Source organism: Sphingobacterium sp. xlx-130 (genome assembly GCF_011007405.1).
GTDB classification, from domain to species: Bacteria; Bacteroidota; Bacteroidia; order Sphingobacteriales; family Sphingobacteriaceae; genus Sphingobacterium; species Sphingobacterium luzhongxinii.
Genome location: NZ_WFKN01000001.1, coordinates 1 through 19,280, shown reverse-complemented (window position 1 = coordinate 19,280; position 19,280 = coordinate 1). Strand labels below are relative to the sequence as shown.

The 19,280-nt window shown below is 40.6% G+C and carries 16 protein-coding genes; 12 read left to right on the top strand and 4 right to left on the bottom strand.

What is annotated here, in order from left to right; all coding sequences use genetic code 11:
• The 9 genes from G7B18_RS00080 to G7B18_RS00040 all read left to right on the top strand — a co-directional run bounded on the left by G7B18_RS00080 (position 1) and on the right by G7B18_RS00040 (position 12,533).
• Positions 1-2,919: a brain acid soluble protein 1 gene (locus tag G7B18_RS00080; protein WP_164121798.1), complete on the top strand. Its 2,919-nt coding sequence runs from the start codon at positions 1-3 to the stop codon at positions 2,917-2,919.
• On the top strand, positions 2,916-3,995 hold the full coding sequence (gene porV, locus G7B18_RS00075) for a type IX secretion system outer membrane channel protein PorV (protein WP_164121797.1): 1,080 nt from the start codon (positions 2,916-2,918) through the stop codon (positions 3,993-3,995). The genes G7B18_RS00080 and porV overlap by 4 nt, the downstream gene beginning before the upstream one ends.
• 40 nt (positions 3,996-4,035) lie before the next feature.
• Positions 4,036-7,884 (top strand): fibronectin type III domain-containing protein, encoded by a 3,849-nt coding sequence (locus G7B18_RS00070; RefSeq protein ID WP_164121796.1) that lies wholly within the window; start codon positions 4,036-4,038, stop codon positions 7,882-7,884.
• A 1-nt stretch (position 7,885) separates the two neighbouring features.
• Positions 7,886-8,845: a hypothetical protein gene (locus G7B18_RS00065; protein WP_164111814.1), complete on the top strand. Its 960-nt coding sequence runs from the start codon at positions 7,886-7,888 to the stop codon at positions 8,843-8,845.
• Positions 8,846-9,120: 275 nt separating this feature from the next.
• A complete protein-coding gene (locus G7B18_RS00060) occupies positions 9,121-9,879 on the top strand; it encodes a hypothetical protein (RefSeq protein ID WP_164121795.1) in 759 nt (252 codons plus the stop codon).
• A 494-nt stretch (positions 9,880-10,373) separates the two neighbouring features.
• Entirely contained in the window at positions 10,374-10,760 is a 387-nt protein-coding gene (locus G7B18_RS00055) for a hypothetical protein (protein ID WP_164121794.1), read from the top strand.
• Positions 10,753-11,220 (top strand): hypothetical protein, encoded by a 468-nt coding sequence (locus tag G7B18_RS00050; protein ID WP_164121793.1) that lies wholly within the window; start codon positions 10,753-10,755, stop codon positions 11,218-11,220. The genes G7B18_RS00055 and G7B18_RS00050 overlap by 8 nt, the downstream gene beginning before the upstream one ends.
• 310 nt (positions 11,221-11,530) lie before the next feature.
• Positions 11,531-12,094 carry a hypothetical protein gene (locus G7B18_RS00045; RefSeq protein ID WP_164121792.1) on the top strand — a complete coding sequence of 188 codons (564 nt, stop codon included), beginning with the start codon at positions 11,531-11,533 and terminating at the stop codon, positions 12,092-12,094.
• Positions 12,095-12,101: 7 nt separating this feature from the next.
• A complete protein-coding gene (locus tag G7B18_RS00040; protein ID WP_164121791.1) occupies positions 12,102-12,533 on the top strand; it encodes a hypothetical protein in 432 nt (143 codons plus the stop codon).
• Positions 12,534-12,706: 173 nt separating this feature from the next.
• Here G7B18_RS00040 and G7B18_RS00035 read toward each other — a convergent pair whose 3' ends face one another.
• From G7B18_RS00035 to G7B18_RS00025, 3 genes are all read right to left on the bottom strand, one after another.
• Positions 12,707-12,877: a hypothetical protein gene (locus G7B18_RS00035; RefSeq protein ID WP_164121790.1), complete on the bottom strand. Its 171-nt coding sequence runs from the start codon at positions 12,875-12,877 to the stop codon at positions 12,707-12,709.
• An 86-nt stretch (positions 12,878-12,963) separates the two neighbouring features.
• Positions 12,964-13,212, bottom strand: a complete 249-nt coding sequence (locus tag G7B18_RS19325) for a type II toxin-antitoxin system RelE/ParE family toxin (RefSeq protein ID WP_410528452.1) — start codon at positions 13,210-13,212, stop codon at positions 12,964-12,966.
• A 24-nt stretch (positions 13,213-13,236) separates the two neighbouring features.
• A complete protein-coding gene (locus G7B18_RS00025) occupies positions 13,237-13,467 on the bottom strand; it encodes a hypothetical protein (RefSeq protein WP_164111816.1) in 231 nt (76 codons plus the stop codon).
• Positions 13,468-13,790: 323 nt separating this feature from the next.
• Here G7B18_RS00025 and G7B18_RS00020 point away from each other — a divergent pair, with 323 nt between their 5' ends.
• Both G7B18_RS00020 and G7B18_RS00015 read left to right on the top strand, forming a co-directional pair.
• Positions 13,791-16,574: an AHH domain-containing protein gene (locus G7B18_RS00020; RefSeq protein ID WP_164121788.1), complete on the top strand. Its 2,784-nt coding sequence runs from the start codon at positions 13,791-13,793 to the stop codon at positions 16,572-16,574.
• 3 nt (positions 16,575-16,577) lie between these two features.
• On the top strand, positions 16,578-17,258 hold the full coding sequence (locus G7B18_RS00015) for a hypothetical protein (RefSeq protein WP_164121787.1): 681 nt from the start codon (positions 16,578-16,580) through the stop codon (positions 17,256-17,258).
• A gap of 512 nt (positions 17,259-17,770) precedes the next feature.
• Here G7B18_RS00015 and G7B18_RS00010 read toward each other — a convergent pair.
• Entirely contained in the window at positions 17,771-18,319 is a 549-nt protein-coding gene (locus G7B18_RS00010) for a hypothetical protein (RefSeq protein WP_164121786.1), read from the bottom strand.
• 618 nt (positions 18,320-18,937) lie between these two features.
• Between G7B18_RS00010 and G7B18_RS00005 the strand changes: the two genes are divergently transcribed.
• Positions 18,938-19,280: hypothetical protein (locus G7B18_RS00005; protein ID WP_164121785.1), on the top strand; the 343-nt coding region annotated here is incomplete at its 3' end.

Here is a 19,280-nt window from a genome sequence, read left to right as displayed (position 1 = left end):
ATGTTGGAGCGTAGAAATAGCAGATATCCCGTGTTTCGTTTATGGTTTTGGACCGTATTCCTGACTTTGTCCAGTCTCAATGGGATGGTCTATGCCCAGCAGGTCGATATCCATAGTATTCGCGAGCAGTTTAAAAACAGTCAGCCGGTCAAGGTTACAGGCAATATTTCAGCCAGTGCCGTAGGGTATACCGGCGACAGCCAGTATGGCCGCGATCCGTTCAACTATCATTTCAATGGCAACCTACAGGTCAGTCTGTTCCAACGGATCAATATGCCTTTTTCTTTCAATTTCACCAACGCAGGAACACGGTACAACTATCCCACACTTCCCAACAGACTGAGTCTACATCCTACGTACAAGTCCGTGCGTGGACATATCGGCGATGTATCGATGACCTTCTCACCCTATACGCTCAGTGCGGTACAGTTTAGAGGGGCAGGTGTCGATATCGAACCCACTTCGGGGCCATGGCGCGTCAGTGCCATGTATGGTCGGTTGCAGCGGGCTGTTGCCTACAATCCAGATCAGCCCTTTGTGATGCCGACCTATAAGCGTATAGGTTACGGTACCAAGGTCGGATACGAAGCTACCAGATTTCAGGTAGGGGGTACCGTATTTATCGCTACCGACAAGGAAAACTCATTGCCCTTACCGCCCGACAGTCTGGGCATAGTGCCTTCGCACAATGTGGCCCTGTCGGCCAATGCTTCTTTTCAGATAAACCCCAAGATGAAATGGAGCGGCGAGTATGGGATCAGTATCCTGCAGCGGGATATCCGCGACGGGAATATGGAGGCCGCCGATCCTTTGCTGGGCGGAGTAGATCAGGGAGCCGGTACCTATCACGCCTGGAAGACCAGCTTAGATTATAGTTTTAGACGATCCGTAGTTGGCCTGGGTTACGAACGTATAGCTCCAGGTTATCAGACTCTTGGTGCTTACTACTTCAATAATGACTTAGAGAATATGACGCTCAATTATATGCAACCCTTATTCCGTGACAAGGTTCATCTCGGACTTAACTTAGGCTTGCAACGAGATGATCTAGATCGTAAGAAGGCATCCCGTACCAGCAGATTTGTAGGGGCGGTCAACCTTAATATTACACCTTCCGATAGGCTCAATGCCACGGTCAATTATTCCAACTTTCAGACACACGTCAATATCAAGCCACAGTTTGATTACATCAACGCGGCAGATCCCATGTTTCAGGCAGATACCTTGAGCTTTATACAGCTTTCGCAGAATGCCAATACCAATATCAGTTACGTCCTCTCACAGAGGGAGACCTTAGGGCAGAATTTACAGCTCAATCTCAACTACCAGGTTGCCAGCGATGAGCAGGGAGGTGTCGTGCAGCGGGGCAGTGGATCTGGCTTCTATTCCGGTATGGCTACTTACAGTCTTAGTATGCCCCAGAAGAGCATGCAGGTCTCTACTTCGTTCAATTATACCCACAATACCATCGGTAGACAAGATACCCGGACATTAGGGCCTACTGTTGCGGTCAATAAGAAATTCTTAAGCAATACCTTAAGCAGCTCATTGAGCAGTTCCTATAATACCAGTACCGGCTCCGCCAGTGGACAGGGAATATCTGTTTTCAATGTCCGGATGTCCCTGGGCTATGTGTTATTCAAGCGGCATATGTTGGGGTTACATGTTATACATCAACAGCGCAGTACACCGGTATTAGGGCGCAGACAGGATCTGACGGCAACGATGAGCTATAACTACGCCTTTGTTGTAGACAAATTTAAGGTCAAATTGCCCGCTATCAACTTTTGGAAAGGAAAAAATAAGAAAGAACGAAAGCAAAAAGAGGATCCGGTCGAGGAAGTGCCCGACAGCCCTAAGGAGGTACAGCGTGATATCGTTCCAAGAGAAAAACAGTTGCCTACAGGCAAAGAGGCAGTACCTGTACAGGAGACCGGACAGCAGCAGTCAGCAGGTACTAATCCGCCAGCAGCAGCTGTCCAGAATAGCAAACCCGAAGCTAAGAAAACAGAACCTTCGGTAGCTACCCAGTCCCCTGTTAAGGAGGATTTAAGTACGTCACCGTTGGCCAAGGCCTTGGAGAGCGATCCTGCACAGGTCAAAAAGACTACAGAGCCAGCGAAGGACAATGCTGCGGTCACTGATCCGCAGGCCAAAGCCGTTCAGGATAGCAAGCCCGAAGCTAAGAAAGTAACACCTGTAATACCTACAAAGCCAGTTGCCGAGGCGCAGACAGGTACACCGGTAGCGCGTGCTAAGACGGCAGAAGCTGCGCAAGCAGCAAAAACTGTAGAGTCCATAGACAAGCCCTTAGCAGTAGACGGTACAAAAACTATAGAAACGGAAAAGCACAGCGTAGAATCGCCACCCGAGGTCAGCATACTTCCGGCCATGCGCGAGTTGCGTCATATTGCCCAGCGGTATGCTGCAGATCCCAAAGGGCGCCCCGAAGACTTAGCCTTGGAGTTGCAGAAGATACATATCGATTTTGGACCTAATCCTTACCTTGGTCTGAATATCTTTCCAGAAAACAGCACCTACTACTACGTCATTAATGTTTTCGATTGGCGTATCAACATGCCTCCGAGCAGATACGGTCTGGGGCAGTTCAATCGTAACCGACGTCGGGATCGTACTATCAATCATTATGTCAAAGATGTGAATCAAGAACATCAGTTCCTTTATGTGGGGCCATTCCCGGCCCGGAATGATGTACTGGATTACGAGCGTCATATCTCCCCCTTCATTACCGAGATAATGAAAGTGCCTGAGGACATGTACAATCTGTTGATCATGACCAAGGATAATCTGGACAAGATGGAGAATAGCATACAATTGTTCCACTATTACCAATACTATCTGGAGCAGCGTGCACGCATGCATGCATCCGATAGTGCAACAGAGGAGGTACGGCCATGAACAGACTGATTCGTTACCTTGCACTATTGATTAGCAGTCTGGTCCACTGGTTATACCTACTGCTTTCGCCCTTATATGGGCAGGTTCTGCCCGATGGGGGCGACCGCGGCAATGTACGCATAGCAGTTCCCTTTTTACGGATAGCACCCGATACGCGCAGCTCCGGTATGGGCGATGTTGGTGTGGCTACCCGTCCCGATGTCAACAGTATCTTTTGGAACAGCGCCAAATATGGTGCTATCGAAGATAAATTTGCCATAGCTGCCCACTATACCCCATGGCTACGTAATGTGGTCTCTGATGTCCGCCTGATGTCCATGGCCAGCCACTATCGGCTGTCCGAGCGTCACACCTTGGCTGGAGGGCTGCGCTTTTTCTCTTGGGGCGATATCAATTTTACCGATCAGCAAGGACAGTACGTGCAGTTGGTAAAGCCCACCGAATTTGCAATAGATATTGCCTATGCCTACCGATTGACCGATGGACTGGCACTATCGATCACCCCTCGGTACATACATTCCCGGTTGAGCGCCCAGGATATCGGGTATGATATCGGAGGGAGCAGTGCCTTCGCTATGGATCTTGGATTCTACGCGCACCATGCGTTGTCTTTGGGACAGCGTGCATCACGGATGAATTATGGCCTTTCCGTATCCAATATCGGTAGTCCGATGACGTACGGTATGGACAAAGAAGCGCTGCCTACCAATCTGAAAGCCGGTGCCGGTCTGGACTATGGGCTCGATGAGGCATCGAGATTATCTTTCAGTGTCGATATCAATCGCCTGTTGGTGGCAGACAATGACCGTCAGGCAGAAAAAGCCTCCGAATTATCCCGCTATAGCTTAGCGACAGGGGTAGAATGGGATTATAACAATCAGTTTGCCCTGCGTGCAGGCTACTTCCATAGCCAGCCTCAGTACGGCAACCGAAAATATTTTACGGCCGGCGCCACGATAGGCTATGGCGAGTGGAGCTTTGGTACATCCTATGTTCTGCCTACCGGGCGGATCAATCCGTTGGCCAATACACTGCGGTTTACAATCAGTTACAGATGGAGCGAATATGGATTATAAAACGAAGGGAGCGTATTTACCCTGTATTACGATATAAAAGATGAAGAGACAGTTATATATGATAATAGGTCTGTTATGGACACTGCTGTTAGTGGGCTCGGTCTCCTATGGACAGCAGTTTCCGGTGCAGTCTATTACGCAGATTATACCGCCTTACAGCCCGAGGCTGGCCGATTATTACAGCGGTACCCATGAGCGTCTTGTGGCGACACTGACCAATCAGGATATGCGCAAACCCGTATTACGGGTGCGTCTGCGTATGCAGATCGAAGGGCAGCAGGTCAGTCTGCGCTCGCGCGATGATGGTTACTATCCAGAGATAATACTCGAGGCCGGTATTCCATTGCGCCTCAGTCTACAGGATCTGGCGCCCTATTTTGCGGTAGATAATCTACTGCTCAAAGGCATGTCCAGAGCCCAGTACATTCAGGGGGCGCTGCTTCCCGATGGTTATTATCGCTTTTCATTCGATGCTATAGAGATTACAACAGGGCAGATGCTCTCTAAGGGACAGTTTGCGATGGCCTGGCTCACGCTGGCTGAACCGCCACTGCTCAATCTTCCCCTGCGGGGCAGCACCGTACCGTACCGCGATCCGCAGCATATCGTTTTTCAATGGACCCCACGCCACCTGGCCTCGCCCAATGCGGCTTTCGCCGGCGAGTACGAATTTACCCTAGTCGAGATCTGGGATTCAGGGATACCACCCGATGCGGCCTTTCATAGCAGTATGCCCCTGTATCAGACCACCTCACGTAGTACTACCCTGCTATATGGTCCGGGCGAACCGGCGCTATTGCCGGGCAAGCAGTACGCCTGGCGCGTACGTGCCATAGGCCGTGCAGGGGTAGAGGAGATACCGCTGTTCAAGAACAATGGGTTCAGCGAGATCTATACCTTCCTGCATCAGGCACCCTGTATGGCCCCGATGTCGGTACGTATCACACCACTGCCGCATGGGCGTGCCGAGGTACAGTGGGCTGCCGACCCGCAGATCAAAGCCTACCGCGTCGAGTACCGGGTCGCTGGTAATCCGGCCAATGCCTGGTTTGGCTACGATAGCGAGGGTAGCACTTATACCCTCACAGGTCTTCAGGAGAATACGGCTTACGAAGTGCGTGTAGGTACCGTCTGTGACCAGGCGCGTACGGTATTCAGTGATCCCACCACCTTTACAACACTGATGACCCGCAAGGTCGATCTGGCCGACTGTGGTGTCAGACCTGATATCCGCATCAGCAACCGCGAGCCTATGGAGCTACTCCGTCAGGGCGATGTGGTGATGGCAGGCGATTTTGCCGTTACCCTCTTACGTGTACAGGGCGGTAATGGCCGGTTCAGCGGTATTGGCTATGTGGATGTCCCATTCCTGGGCTTTGTACGTCTGGCAGTTAAATTTGATAATATCGAAGTCAATACCGAAGGACAGCTGATCGGTGGCTTTTTCAATTCTATATTCGATGTTGATTGGGAGGAGAAGGATGCGCCGACCTTTAGTGAGATTGGTAATGAAGTGAAGGAGATCGGAGAATTGCTGTTTGATGTTGTGACCAAGCTTTTGGATAAAAAAGATAAGTTGAAAGAGCTTGCACAAGATCCGGAGAAGAATAAAGAAGAGCTCTTGGGTCTCTTAGAAGATGTATTCGATTCCGAAGGTTTTGTCGAAAAGATACAAAAAAGCAAGCTGCCGGAGGAGAAGAAACAAGATATTATATCTAAATACGAAGACGCGAAGAAACAGACGCGAACAGCCTCTACTTCAAAAGACTCCAAAGATATCGATAACGCTGTAAAAGCCACCGAGTCACTATTCGAAGTTGTGGAGGGAGCTCGTGAAGAGATAGAACGTCTCGCAGCGAAAGATAATTCGGAAGCGGGATCAAAAGCTAAGGCACTGAATGAATTGACCAGTCATATAGATTACGATAAACTCCTAGGTTGGCTTCGAGACAATTTTGGCAAAACAGTAGATTATGACTATCGACTTTTCCTTAGCAAAGAGTTCGAAGAGATTATCCGGGAGCATGTCATAACCAGTATTCCTATAGACAAGAAGTATACAGCGGTTATCGATGGAAAACCCCATACTTTCAATCTGGAAGGAAAGCTATCACTTGAAAAAGGAAAGGTGAGATTGACGAGAGATCGGATTTCAGGCTCGGTTGAGGTCTTGGACAATACTGTTCACTTTGGACTGTTTTATTATTTTGAAACCGGGGATAGTGTTGCCATCAGTCTTTCTACAAAGCGGCATAAGGAAATGCAGCACATATTTGAGCAGCAAGGTATCCGATATACCGATCATTATAGTGAGGAAATTGTTTCAGGGTTCAAGAGTGCTTTACGTCAGACGAATACGATAGATTATATTCTTGCTGAAGCTCCGGATTTTGTACTGAAAACTTTCAGTGACGAGGAGAAATGGGCGTTTATTAAGAAGCTTGAATCCGGAACATTTGTTACCGATCGAAAAGAGAGAGCAATATTAAATGTCGTTGCACATATAACTCCTTCTTTCCTGGCGTCGAGAGTCAATGAGGATATACGTTTTGCGATGCGCCTATTAAAACGTTTTGACAGACAGGACGATTTTATAGCGGTTTTTGTAAATGCATTATCGACAACCTGGACAGGTCAAGAGGAGCCTAGACGTGTCATTACCTCTTTGGATAATGAAGTGTCTAAAAACATGTATGTGGTTACCTGTCTCTCGACAGCAGATAATACCATTAAGTTTGGTAGCGGTCTTATTGATTTAAATAAAAGTACTGTAGCAGACTGTAACGAAGCTACGGTGCAGCATTTTACGGGAACATACCCTACGGTACTCAGCTTCGGCGGGGATGATATCATTGTGCCAGCATTTATTTCGGCAGAAATATTAGCACAGTCTATAGAAAAAGGATACCGCGAATTACTATCTTTGAATGTAGGACTGCTGCTCCCTGAGTTGTTGATAGCGCCGAGCAAACTAGCTGGTTATACTAAGTTCCTGAAAGGTAAAAAAGAGGGGACTGTCAATGTCGATAAGACTCTTGGCAACATAGATGGATTCCTTAGGGAGTTAGATTGGACAGATGCAACAAGAAACTTATTAAGAAGTGATCTTGACAACAGTAAAGTTCTAAAAGAGTTATTCGAGAATGCTTCGGTATCTGAAAGAACTGCTTTAGCTAAGAGCTGGAATGCCTTAAATGATGCAGGACATACCAATCTCAGAAAAACTAATGATGCGCTAATAAAGCTCACAGATCTTTCTACGAATAAAAAGCTGATCGAGTTAAAGGTGGATATACGGCATCTGGCAGAGATATCGGGCGTCTCGGGTAAATCTTATACCGATGTTTTGGATAATATCAGTAAAGTGATAGATAATCTGGATGTAAAAGGCATCAAACTTGAAAATTTTGATGATCTTGTAAAAAGCTTAGGAAGGGATTATAATTTCAGGGACGGTGCAAATTGGACTTTAGAATATATAGGCAAAAACCTCGATGATTTTAGTGGTAAGAAACTGACCTTTGAAGATATGTTCAAAACCGATGCTGGCAGGAGATATGTGGATGTAAGTGTCACTGAAACTAGCGGTCGTAAAGTTCTTTATGAGTTTAAGTCTGTACAAGAAGTACCTCCTAATAATTTTTCTGAACAGTTTTTAAAAGATTTAAGTAATAGAGAAGTGACATCTTTAGATCAGATAAGATGGGTCTTTGATGGGAAGAAAAATCCTGCTAATTTCAAGCAGAATATGGAAAGAGCAATTGATAATATGGATACTATAACCAAGGATCTTGCAGAGAAGTTTATAGGTGAAAGAAATATCAATAAGTTTAAGAAAACCTTGAAGGAAAATTTAGAAAATGTTTTTATCAAAATAGATGTTAAATAGTATGAAATTAATTGATCGTAGGAGTAAGATTGCGAAAGTGTTTATGTCGAATGGTATATACACAGTTACTGATACTATGTTAAATAGGTATGATATTAAGGGAGATATAAGTGTGATAGATGATTTTACGGACATTTATGAAAGACACTCTGTTATATATGTTAGTAAAGGCGAACGTTTTTATTATTTAGATCAAGATGATAATAAGCTTTTTTTGTTGATTACAGTTGAAGCTAATTTTATAGAGCCTATTGATAATAGGCAGACAATAGTTTGTAAAGGAAGCGAGGATGAAGTCTTACAGTTGTATGATGGTAGTGTCTTAATATGGTCAATTCCATACAGTTTTGCTTATTTCAATTTGTTGGATAAAAATGTCCTTTTACTTAGAGATAGTTTCAATACCAAACAACTAATAAGAATCGATTTAGTCACAACTAAGAGGATTTGGCACTACACTTTACCCGATGGTTTTAAGATTTTTGGCTCAGTGCAGGCTATAGACGATATATTGTTTTTTAGCTGTACGGATGCTAACGTAAGCAACTCCAAAATCATCGGCTTAAGTGTCAAAACTGGAGAGATGTTATGGGAGTTTGATAATCTTGTGGATTTTCAGATCGATTATAAGCATAAGTTGTTGAGGGGATATGGAGGCCGGTATTACCAAGTAATAGATCCTTTTGAAGGAAAATTATTGGTTAATAAAGATTTAAAAGAATACTGGGATTCTGGAATTTCTCCATTCGCGCCTAACAATACCATTACGGATGACAAGCTTTGGTTTGTATCTGGCCGTGGAGAGAATGCCAAGTTTGGCGCTCTTGATCTGAATACTTCCGAGATAGATTTTATACAGGATTTTCCTTTAGAGGAAGATGCCCAGTTTGACAAACCAGTATACCACGAAGGTAAATTGTACCTGCGAGATTCTAACAATGTTCTGTACGTTTTGGAATAATATTTAGATACGAGATGTCATACGACCAATAAATCGTCGTAGCATATATCGAGCACTATTCGAATGATTAGTGCTTTTTCATATCTGCTATTTTCTGTTTATTTTTAGGAAGATGAGTGTGAGAGCATCCCAGTCGTATAGGAGGCCAAAGATTCGAAAGGATAATGTGAAACGAGCTTAAAGCTCGCACCAACGGGGGGTAAGGAATCTGTTTAAAGATAACGGAATAAAGATTGAAGTGATTTATGCGCCTCAAATTAAAACAATGAAGTAAAATGGCAAGAAATATTTTTAGTTTATCATTTGTACTATCACCGGAGGTGTTAACAATTAAAGAAACAGCTATCAAGATAATATCATTATTAGATATCTTGAGAAGCTATGATGAAGTGTTTTCCAAATTTACTTATTCAAAATTGGATTTTCCAAGAACAGATTTTAATTTAACTAAAGATGATTTGAATGAACTTGTTGATAAACTGTCAGATACTATGTTGAGTATGAATTTGTCTGATATTCAGCAGTATAACAATGTCATAAATCCGATAATCAATTTTGGTAGAGATTTTGGATTCAGCTTTTTACTGGATTTTGATGATACTAGTAAAAAGCACTTTTCCATTACTGGAAATATCTCCTCTAGTAAGTTCTCTTCATTTTCGATCAAGCATTTTCCTTTTGAAAATAGTGATTATGATTTTGACTGGTATTTTAGTGTGCTAAAATTAATTAATATGAACTTGCGTCCTCTGTATAGTGGTGTAAAGATCACTATTGAACAGTACATGGATTTGTATCTTCCTCTTAAGATTAAATATCCTCTTGGCTGGATCACATATTTCTCCGATGATAGTAAAATAAAAACTCCTGATGATATAGGCTTTGAGGTGCTTAAAGTAGAAGGTGGATGTTATATTATAGCCACCCGAAATGATTTTACTCAGTCCAAGGAAGAGTTTTTAGAAATTAAAGATAAACTTATTGAGGCAACCAAGAAACTGAAAAAATATTCTCCAGAATACTCGGAAGGATGATTTTTATAAAGGAGAGAGTGTGAAATAAACTAATGTCTGTCAAGGAGATTGTTTCTAGCACCATTCATTCGAATGGTGCTTTTTCATATCTGCTATTTTCTGTTTATTTTTAGGAAGATGAGTGTGAGAGCATCCCAGTCGTATAGGAGACTAAAGATTCGAAAGCCTAATGTGGATACGAGCTTAAAGCTCGCACCAGCGGGGGATCAAAGCCACCTCTGTTCTGAACAAGAAATTACTTACTTGGACGATATTGGCCGATGGTACAATAGATTTCGGGAAAAATAGCGGTCTGCTAAGGTAGGTATTGGGTATAACCGATAAAGCACTACAAGCCCATAATATCATTCCGTGGACAGCAATGTTCAAAAATCATAACATAGTTCAAAAAAGCTAAAGAGACTGGATTAATTGACGCTGATGTCCTTGAAAGCGGGATAAACGAACTTAACGACATTGCTGCTAAAAAAGGCAATAAGTTATCCTGGGAAGAAGTGCAACAATTCTTTAAACGTGGAAATGATTTTAATAGAAAAGCAAAAGAAAACAGATGGTATCAATTTGATGAGATTTATTTATCAAATGGAAAGCGATTGGACTCATATGATGCGATCAAGGAAGAAATCTTTTCTCGAAAGGCGACAACTTTATCGGAAATAAAAGAGGATACTTTTAAAGGATACTTAAAAGAGATGCAGAGTAAATACTCGGCAGGAACTATCATTCGTTCGAATAAATATCCTGAGATTGATGGTCAAAAATTAGTTGGTAGACAAATTTTAGAAATTCCATCAAGTAATAAGACGTTTGATAAGATATCTAAGTATAAAGATATTGCGAAAAAGGATTATAACATTGAAATAAGATTTAGAGATGAATAGATTAAATGAGACAATGAAAGATCTTTATGAAAGAATAGATCTATATAAAATAGTTAAGAACTTAAGTGAAAAATATCAATTCGAAGATAGGTTATACAGCTATTCTAATGAGAAGATTTTAGATCTTATAGAAGCATTGGGCTATAACGCTAAATTTATAAAAAAAGAAAACTTTTTTAAAATCATAGAAAAGAGGAATAATTACGATTTCTATTTTCATTTGTCTTTAAAATATGGGTTGGTTGAAATCATGTTTGGGACAATCGATAAAACAAAAAGGCACATTTCTGGTGGAGCTATATCAACAATTTGTAAGTTAATCGAAATAGAAAATGGAATCGACGACAATGGTTATTTAAAATATCCAAATTTTCGAGATTATGATGATCTAACTGAAATTCTTAAAGTTTACTTCAATTTGTATGAAGGTTATAAAATGAATTTTCCAGATGATTATTAATACAGCCTCGTCCATAATGAACGATAAATCTACCTTGGCGTGTGTTATTTGCTCTCTGATAAACATCATCCTGAGATAGTTGAGCCTAAGGATAGCATAAAACTATTGATGGAATGAACTTGTATTATGTTGATTTTCTAGAGGTTTTGTAATGTGTTGTAAATTAGTCGTAAAGCATGAAAAAAAAGATAACAATTAACGGCGTCAATGTTAACAGAATAGAGACGATGCAGAATGAGATTCTAGAGAGATTGATATTGATAATAATAAGATCACTGCTGTCGTTGGTTCTGAAAAGAGCTTGGATGAGTTGGGGAAGATCAAAGAGATCAAAGCGATTGTTGATGTACTATTATCCGAATTCATTACCAAACCATTGGATGAAAATCTATCTTTGATAGCTAAATCTTGGGAAAAGTACTATCCGGAGATCTTTATAGAGCGGTCTTGGTTCGAGGATGCGATGGGATACTATCGTTATACGCCAAAAGACGGCTGGAGCCATACGGCCTATATTGCTGATAATTTTAAAGCCATAGACTTCTATAAGAAGACTGGAGAGGTAGGGAACAATATTTTTGCAGAAACAGTTGTGTCTATGAAAACAACCACTACTAAAAATGTTGAGGATTGGTTGAAGACAAATAGCATTAAAAATAATATATCAAATTTGCAAAATTCAATTGGCGGGGGGCTAAATAAAGGCATAACTTGGAATGGTAAAAATATACAATACAATAGAGCAGAAGTGCATATTTATATGCGTAAAGAGAATATTACACTAGAGTTGGAGTCTAGTTGGTTAAATAAGTTGAAGAAAGAGTATCCAAACATTAGTTTTGAGATAAATGCACTTGAAAATTTTGTTAAATAAAATTGTTATGAGAAAAATTAAAGATCCTTGGATTGCGAAACAGAAATTCAAGAATATTAATTTAATTCAAGGAAAGTTAGATTTTATCAAGTGGGTAGACTTTGTTGAACTTAATAACGATTACTTTACTTGGTATGAAAATACACAAGATGGAATCCATTTGTTAGAAAATTTAGATAAAGTTCCGGTTTGGGCAAGAGAAGGAATTTTGAATTCTTCAAAACGAAAGGCGTTAGCTGAATTTAATAATAAAAAAGGTTATTATGAGGTCGTGATTAGTTTTAATAATGAACTAAATGTAATTGGTACAACCTTTCAAAAGAAAATAACCAAAAAGCACCTGTACAAGTTATTAGAGATGGCAAACTATTTAGATGCTTTTCTGTTGAATAATGGAACAGAAATCATTGACGAAAAAGTAATAGAAAGTTTAACCTGAGTAAGCGGTAATCTTTATTGTCAGATAGAATAACCTATAGGAAAAAGCACCATTCATTCGAATGGTGCTTTTTCCTATCTAATGTTTTCTGTTTATTTTTAGGGAGATGAATGCGGAGAGTATATCCATCGTATAAGAGACTAAAGATTCGAAAGGATAATGTGGATACGAGCTTAAAGCTCGCACCAGCGGGGGAATCTGTTCTTGTCACTGGGTTTAACGATGAAGCCAAAGACGTAATTATTGGGTTTTCCAAGGAGTAATGAAAGCTCATCATCACTCATACCGATTTCGTTGAGTCTTTCGATTACCTGACAGATGATCACATAGTCCATCCGTGCCATGACCACGTCTGGTTTTTCAGGTTTGCGTACCGATACTATGTATTCGACTTCGATCATCTGTCAAAAATATCAATAATAGAATGATCTTAAAGAATGGTCTCCCTGCTGGTGTGAAATATAGATATCACGAAAACTGTTTTCAGACTTTCGTCATGCCAGTAGATAATTAAGAAAGGAAATTTTTTTAGAGGTGCACAACGAATGTTGCCATCGCCTTGAGTCTGGTATAACTGGGGAGTTTTTGTTATCAACTTAAAACGTGTGTCCAGCTCTTTAAGAAAACGTCGGGCCAATCCCTTTTTTTGCTCTTCGTACCAATCGCAGGAATTTAACAGCTCGTTTCAGCTCTCTTTAGTAGCTTAAGAGTGTACACTATTAAGCTCTTTTTTTATGTCATCCCAAGTTTTGGCAGTAGATTTTCCCTCTAAAAACTCTTTTTGCGTCTTTTCAAAATCAGCAATCTGAGCTTTCGAAAGTTTATAATCTTCAGGGGATTCATTGACGACATACGATATACCGAAACGCTCTAAGATTTCTCTAAGAACTTTTACATCCTTCTCGTTCGATATTTTTGCAGTAATTGTAGTCATACTCTGTTGAATTTAAGTAGTATAGCAAATTTACATAAATTCTCCATGATACGCAATATAATTGCGTTGTAATCTAAGGCGAATTTTGTAACTCTCCTCATCCATTTTAATGCTTTTATAGAGGAAATATACAGATTATTTCTTGAACTCCTCCCACACTTTAGTAACGACGGCTACCTCTTCAGGATTCTTACTGGTCAGTGCCAGATGCTTCAAAAGCTCTTTTATATCGTTAAGCACATAGGCTTTAGGGCTTGCGTGTATTCCAGTTATGACTTCTCAGAATCTATACCTTCCTGCATCAGGCCCCCTGTATGGCCCCGATGTCGGTAAGTATCACACCACTGCCACATGGGCGTGCCGAGGTACAGTGGGCTGCCGACCCGCAGATCAAAGCCTACCGCGTCGAGTACCGGGTCGTCGGTAATCCGGCCAATGCCTGGTTTGGCTATGATAGCGAGGGCAGCACCTATACCCTCACAGGTCTTCAGGAGAATACAGCTTACGAAGTACGTGTAGGTACCGTCTGTGACCAGGCGCGTACGGTATTCAGTGATCCCACCACCTTTACAACACTGATGACCCGCAAGGTCGATCTGACCGACTGTGGTGTCAGACCTGATATCCGCATCAGCAACCGCGAGCCTATGGAGCTACTCCGTCAGGGCGATGTGGTGATGGCAGGCGATTTTGCCGTTACGCTCTTACGTGTACAGGGCGGTCATGGCCGGTTCAGCGGTATCGGCTATGTGGATGTCCCATTCCTAGGCTTTGTACGTCTGGCAGTTAAATTTGATAATATCGAAGTCAATACCGAAGGACAGCTGATCGGTGGCTTTTTCAATTCGATATTCGATGTCGATTGGGAGGAGAAGGATGCGCCGACCTTTAGTGAGATTGGTAATGAAGTGAAGGAGATCGGAGAATTGCTGTTTGATGTTGTGACCAAGCTTTTGGATAAAAAAGATAAGTTAAAAGAGCTTGCACAAGATCCGGAGAAGAATAAAGAAGAGCTCTTGGGTCTCTTAGAAGATGTATTCGATTCCGAAGGTTTTGTCGAAAAGATACAAAAAAGCAAGCTGCCGGAGGAGAAGAAACAAGATATTATATCTAAATACGAAGACGCGAAGAAACAGACGCGAACAGCCTCTACTTCAAAAGACTCCAAAGATATCGATAACGCTGTAAAAGCCACCGAGTCACTATTCGAAGTTGTTGAGGGAGCTCGTGAAGAGATAGAACGTGCTGCAAACTCAGGTGGATTATGGCTTCAAGATGAACTATTCTCTGATGAGATGCAATCGATAGAGAAGGAAGACGATGGTGGTGTCAGATTGACTATAACATTCAAAAGTGGTCACCGATATATAGTTACAGTCTATTCGGAAGATGCAGAACTTCTCAGAGATGGAGATATTTCGTTTAAAGATAAAGGGAAATCTGTAACCGCTAGAGTGGTTTTTGGTCTTAGTGGTAAAGACAACGAAATAGATTATAGTGCTCCTAAACTCGTGTACAAAGAATCTATGAAAGAGGATGGAAGTGTAACAGGTAGCCGTACCAAGAAGAAGCATGTTACATATACAGTCGAAGCGGTTCCAAGTCGACTGTATTCTATAGTTGTTGATAATTCATCTACGGCGAATACTGAAAATATCAAGAAAGGTTTCTTGTCTGAGTTTAAGAATAAAACAGGAGTAGAGCTAGCTGTTGAAGATAGAATTTATGTTATTGATACCAATGGTGAGTTAAAGCAGATTGAAAAACCGCTCAGCGATGCTCAGATTACCAATGGTGAGTGGAGTGATAAAGAAGACAGGAGAGTTCGCTACGAAATAAACAGTAACGGTGTAGTTCAGATGAAATCTTTTGGTATTAGAAAAGATCTTCCGCTGCTAGCAACGAAGAAAGCCGATTTACCAGCTATCTCAAAATCGATTCAGACTTCCACCAACGAGTTTCTCGCAAAGAATAATGTTATTGCATTCGATTCCAAATCACCAAACTTTGTAGATGAAAATGAAGTCTTTGCCGATGGTAAAAAGATTAGAATAGGTAATGGCTCAACCTTCGTTGAAATAATTGATGAAGGGACATCGGTTGTTGTCGGATTACTGAAGACAGGTGAATTCCAGCAGAAGACTTATCTGGAAAGTACAGAGAATAGTTCTGTTATTCATGCACCAGGAGTAGTGACTGGTACTACGGAAGTCGTGGCGATGAAAGTCACTGATCTTACGAGCCTCGCTACTGGAGTATACACTTTGGTGACTGATAAACAGGCACGGACTGATGTATACAATGGACTAAAAGACATTAAAGAGGCTATTGGCAAAGACTCAAAGGCTATAGTACCAATATTGGTTGATGTGGTTACAACGACTGCAACAGGTAATACAGAGGGAGAGTGGAAGGAACTGAAAAATTCAAATACCGATTTTGGTAGACGTAGTCACCTTGGTACGCGAGGGGTTGGCAACTCCGTAGTTACAGTTATGGCTGGAGTCGCTTTTGTCAAAGAGCTCCCCGAGATAGCTGAAAAATTGGGAGAAGCAATAAAGAAAGGGAAGAAAATATTTGGTTCTGCTAAAGAGTTGTTTGAGGACATCAATAAGAACCGACATAAAATCAGAAAGGTTTTAGACTCGGATGTAGGAAAAGAGTATGCGAAAAAATATTTTGATAAGGTTGTAAAGAATGGCAATTTTGAAGATTGGTATAACAATGTATTTAAGGAGTATAAACTCGGTGAGCCACTGAACTTCGAAGTACATCATGTGATACCGGTCAAAGTACTAGAAGGGAATAAAGAATTACAAGAATTACTTTTGTGGGCAGAGAAGAACGGGAAAAAGTTTGATTTTAATGATATAGAAAATGGAATACCTTTGCCAAAGAAGAGTTTAAAATTTGAGCAGACGGGACATGCTAATCATCCAGCGTATGACAATTTGATGTCACAAAAGATTAATGATATTTTGGAGAGATCACCAAATCAAGAAAAGGCATTTGAAAGAATTCAAAATCTTATTGATAATACAAAAAAAGAATTAGAAAGAGAGGTTTTGCTAGGAATAAAAGATGTGAATCATATAATGAATATGTAGTTTATGAAGTGTTATAGAATAAAAATACAAGCTAACTTTCCAGAAAGTGGGCGGATTAATAGTAGTGCAAATGGAAGGAATGTTCCCAACCATGAAGATTTTTTCGACAGGATAAGAGCTGGAGAACTCTTAAGTCATCCGCCTGTCTTCGATTATTTTGTGTTAGAGAGTTACGATGAAAAAAAATATTGGGAGTGGAGCCTATTTGATGTGTTTAGTGGTATTGGAGACTTTCCTCATAACGGAAATTGGTATGTTTCGAACAAGTTAAAGGAGTTATTGCAACTTTTTCGTATTGCTCCAGATTATCGATTCTACGAAACGAAGCTTTTGTTTCATGAAAATAAGATGACATATTGGATTTTTCAATTTGTCGCAACGTATCGACGTTTGAATAAAATGAAGTATATTGATTTTGAAAAAAGTAGCTTTTTATTGAACGATACTGTACAGAGTTTTAGTTCTTATGAGGCATGGTCTGAATTCAATGAACAAGCATTTGATGAATATGGAAAGGATATGATTTTAGATAGAATATGTTTAAAAGAAAAATTTGATTTTGTACCACTAAATCCGTTGAATTCAGATGTTATTTGCTCTAGCGAATTAAAGTTGAGAATAGAAGAAAGCGGGATAACGGGATTTGAATTTTCGGAGTTAGATTATGAAGTTGTAGTAGGGTAGATATTCCATGGACTTTCCCTAGGATAGAGGGTGTAAATCAAACTGTGCCATTTATAATAATTGAATATATTATTTTGACATAGCTTTTATGATATCGATTTCATAAACAAACCTCGAATTATCATCCTTCTTCTTGTTGATCTTTGGCAGTCCTTTTGTTCTGTTGCAGGATTTCAGAGCGTTGGCGAGGAATAGGGGACGGATTGGTTGTTCCAGTTCTGCTTCGTAGTTCTTGAGTATTTGGAGGGCTGTTTTGGATGTATTGAAGTATTCTGTATGGCATTTTGCTAATACCTAATTTATGATTTCTTACTCACTATTTAACCAGTGTGACAAATTGAGCGATATGTTGGTGCGGACTTTTTATAAAATTAATTAACAGTTAGGACACAATATAGTTACGCTAGGCATATAGGGCAAACGCATAAGCGGTTTTCACCATACTAATCAATCGATTTCAAGGATATATTGTAGTAAGGTTGTGGTAATATAATCCCGCTTAGAGAGCAGGACTAGCGTGAATTAGAATGAGATTGTTTTTTATTTCTGTTTTTTTCTCTTTCCTTCTCTCTTAATTCATTTTGTTTTTCGGGAGAATTTAACTGAATATTTTTAAATTTTATTTTAAAAAGACAGCCAATTGGTGCATTTGAGGCTAATTCTATTAAGTATAATTCATGTGCTTTGGGTTTGACTGAACCTTTTCTAATAAATTTAAGTCTATCAACAACGATTCCTGTAAGTTTAAAAATTTTAGATAATGCCTTTTCTTCAATATACAAGAAAAAATCCTCTACTGATTCTGAATCTTCAATCTTAGTTTTACTATTATTTAATATTAAGGTAGGATATGTATTAATTAGCATCTCCTCAATTGGTATATCAGCACTTTTTGCAATTAATACAAAATCCTCCGCATCAATGCTTTTTAGAGTGCCATTTCTTAACTGACTTAACTTACTAGTTGAAATTGAAGTCTTGACATAAATATCAATATTTTGAATTCCTTTTTTCGTTAAAAAAGAACCTAAACTATTTGGAACATCATCTTTATTATCCATATAAAACCTAAAATAGCAATGGGAATAGTGTTTACTTAATTTTTGATATTTACTTTAGAAACTAAAGTTGATTTTGTGTTTGATTCTAAAGTTTTAATGATTACCTTTGATTATGAGTAGCAATTAAAATTGCTCATGCATTAAACAAAAAGAGTCTCGGCTGTGAATTCCGACTTTCAATTGGACGAGGCGATAGGTTTAATGCCCATTACGATATTTTGTATATCTTTGATATACCTATAGCGTATGGGCCCTATCGTTTTCCGTTCCAAAGCCGTCGGAAGCTAACAGTGCGGTTGGTAGGAGCCCGCTATAGTATTTTCTTACCTTCCTGGAGACTCATAACATAAACAAGTTATGAGAAAACAACTGCAAAAAAACATTATTTCGGCCCCCGAGTAGCTTCGGATGCTTAGTCATCTAGGATGACTTTTCTATTTCTTGCGGTGTGCATTATAAACCGATTATATTACTTGAACTCTCATTTGGCACATCCTTGATATTCAGTTAACTATTTTATTGAACCGTGTGGCCTAATCAAGGATTAGGTACGGTAGGTTATTGATTGGATAAGCTCTCAGTTCCGCCTTCATTAGGTCACACTAATGAATCCAAAAAATGAAGAATTTTAATGGGGGTGGAAGAGGTATGGCCGTTGGCCAAAGTGACAAAGTAACGGAGTTACAGAGTGACAAAGATCTTTCTAGTCGCCCGATAGAACAAAACAATAGATTATCTACGATGAGCCCTTCGGGGTTGCTTATTCGCGAAGCTCATCGCAATGACGAGCGGGAGGTAGGGCGCAGTGCCGGTAGAACGGGCGAAGACAGGGGGAGTCTTCGTTCTGCCCAAGGCCTGCCTTTGTCCGGCCTTGATTCTTTCAAAACACGGTCGATCCCCGATGGATCCCCGATGAATCCCCGGTCACCATCGGGGCGCGATCGGAGAACGATCGGAAGTT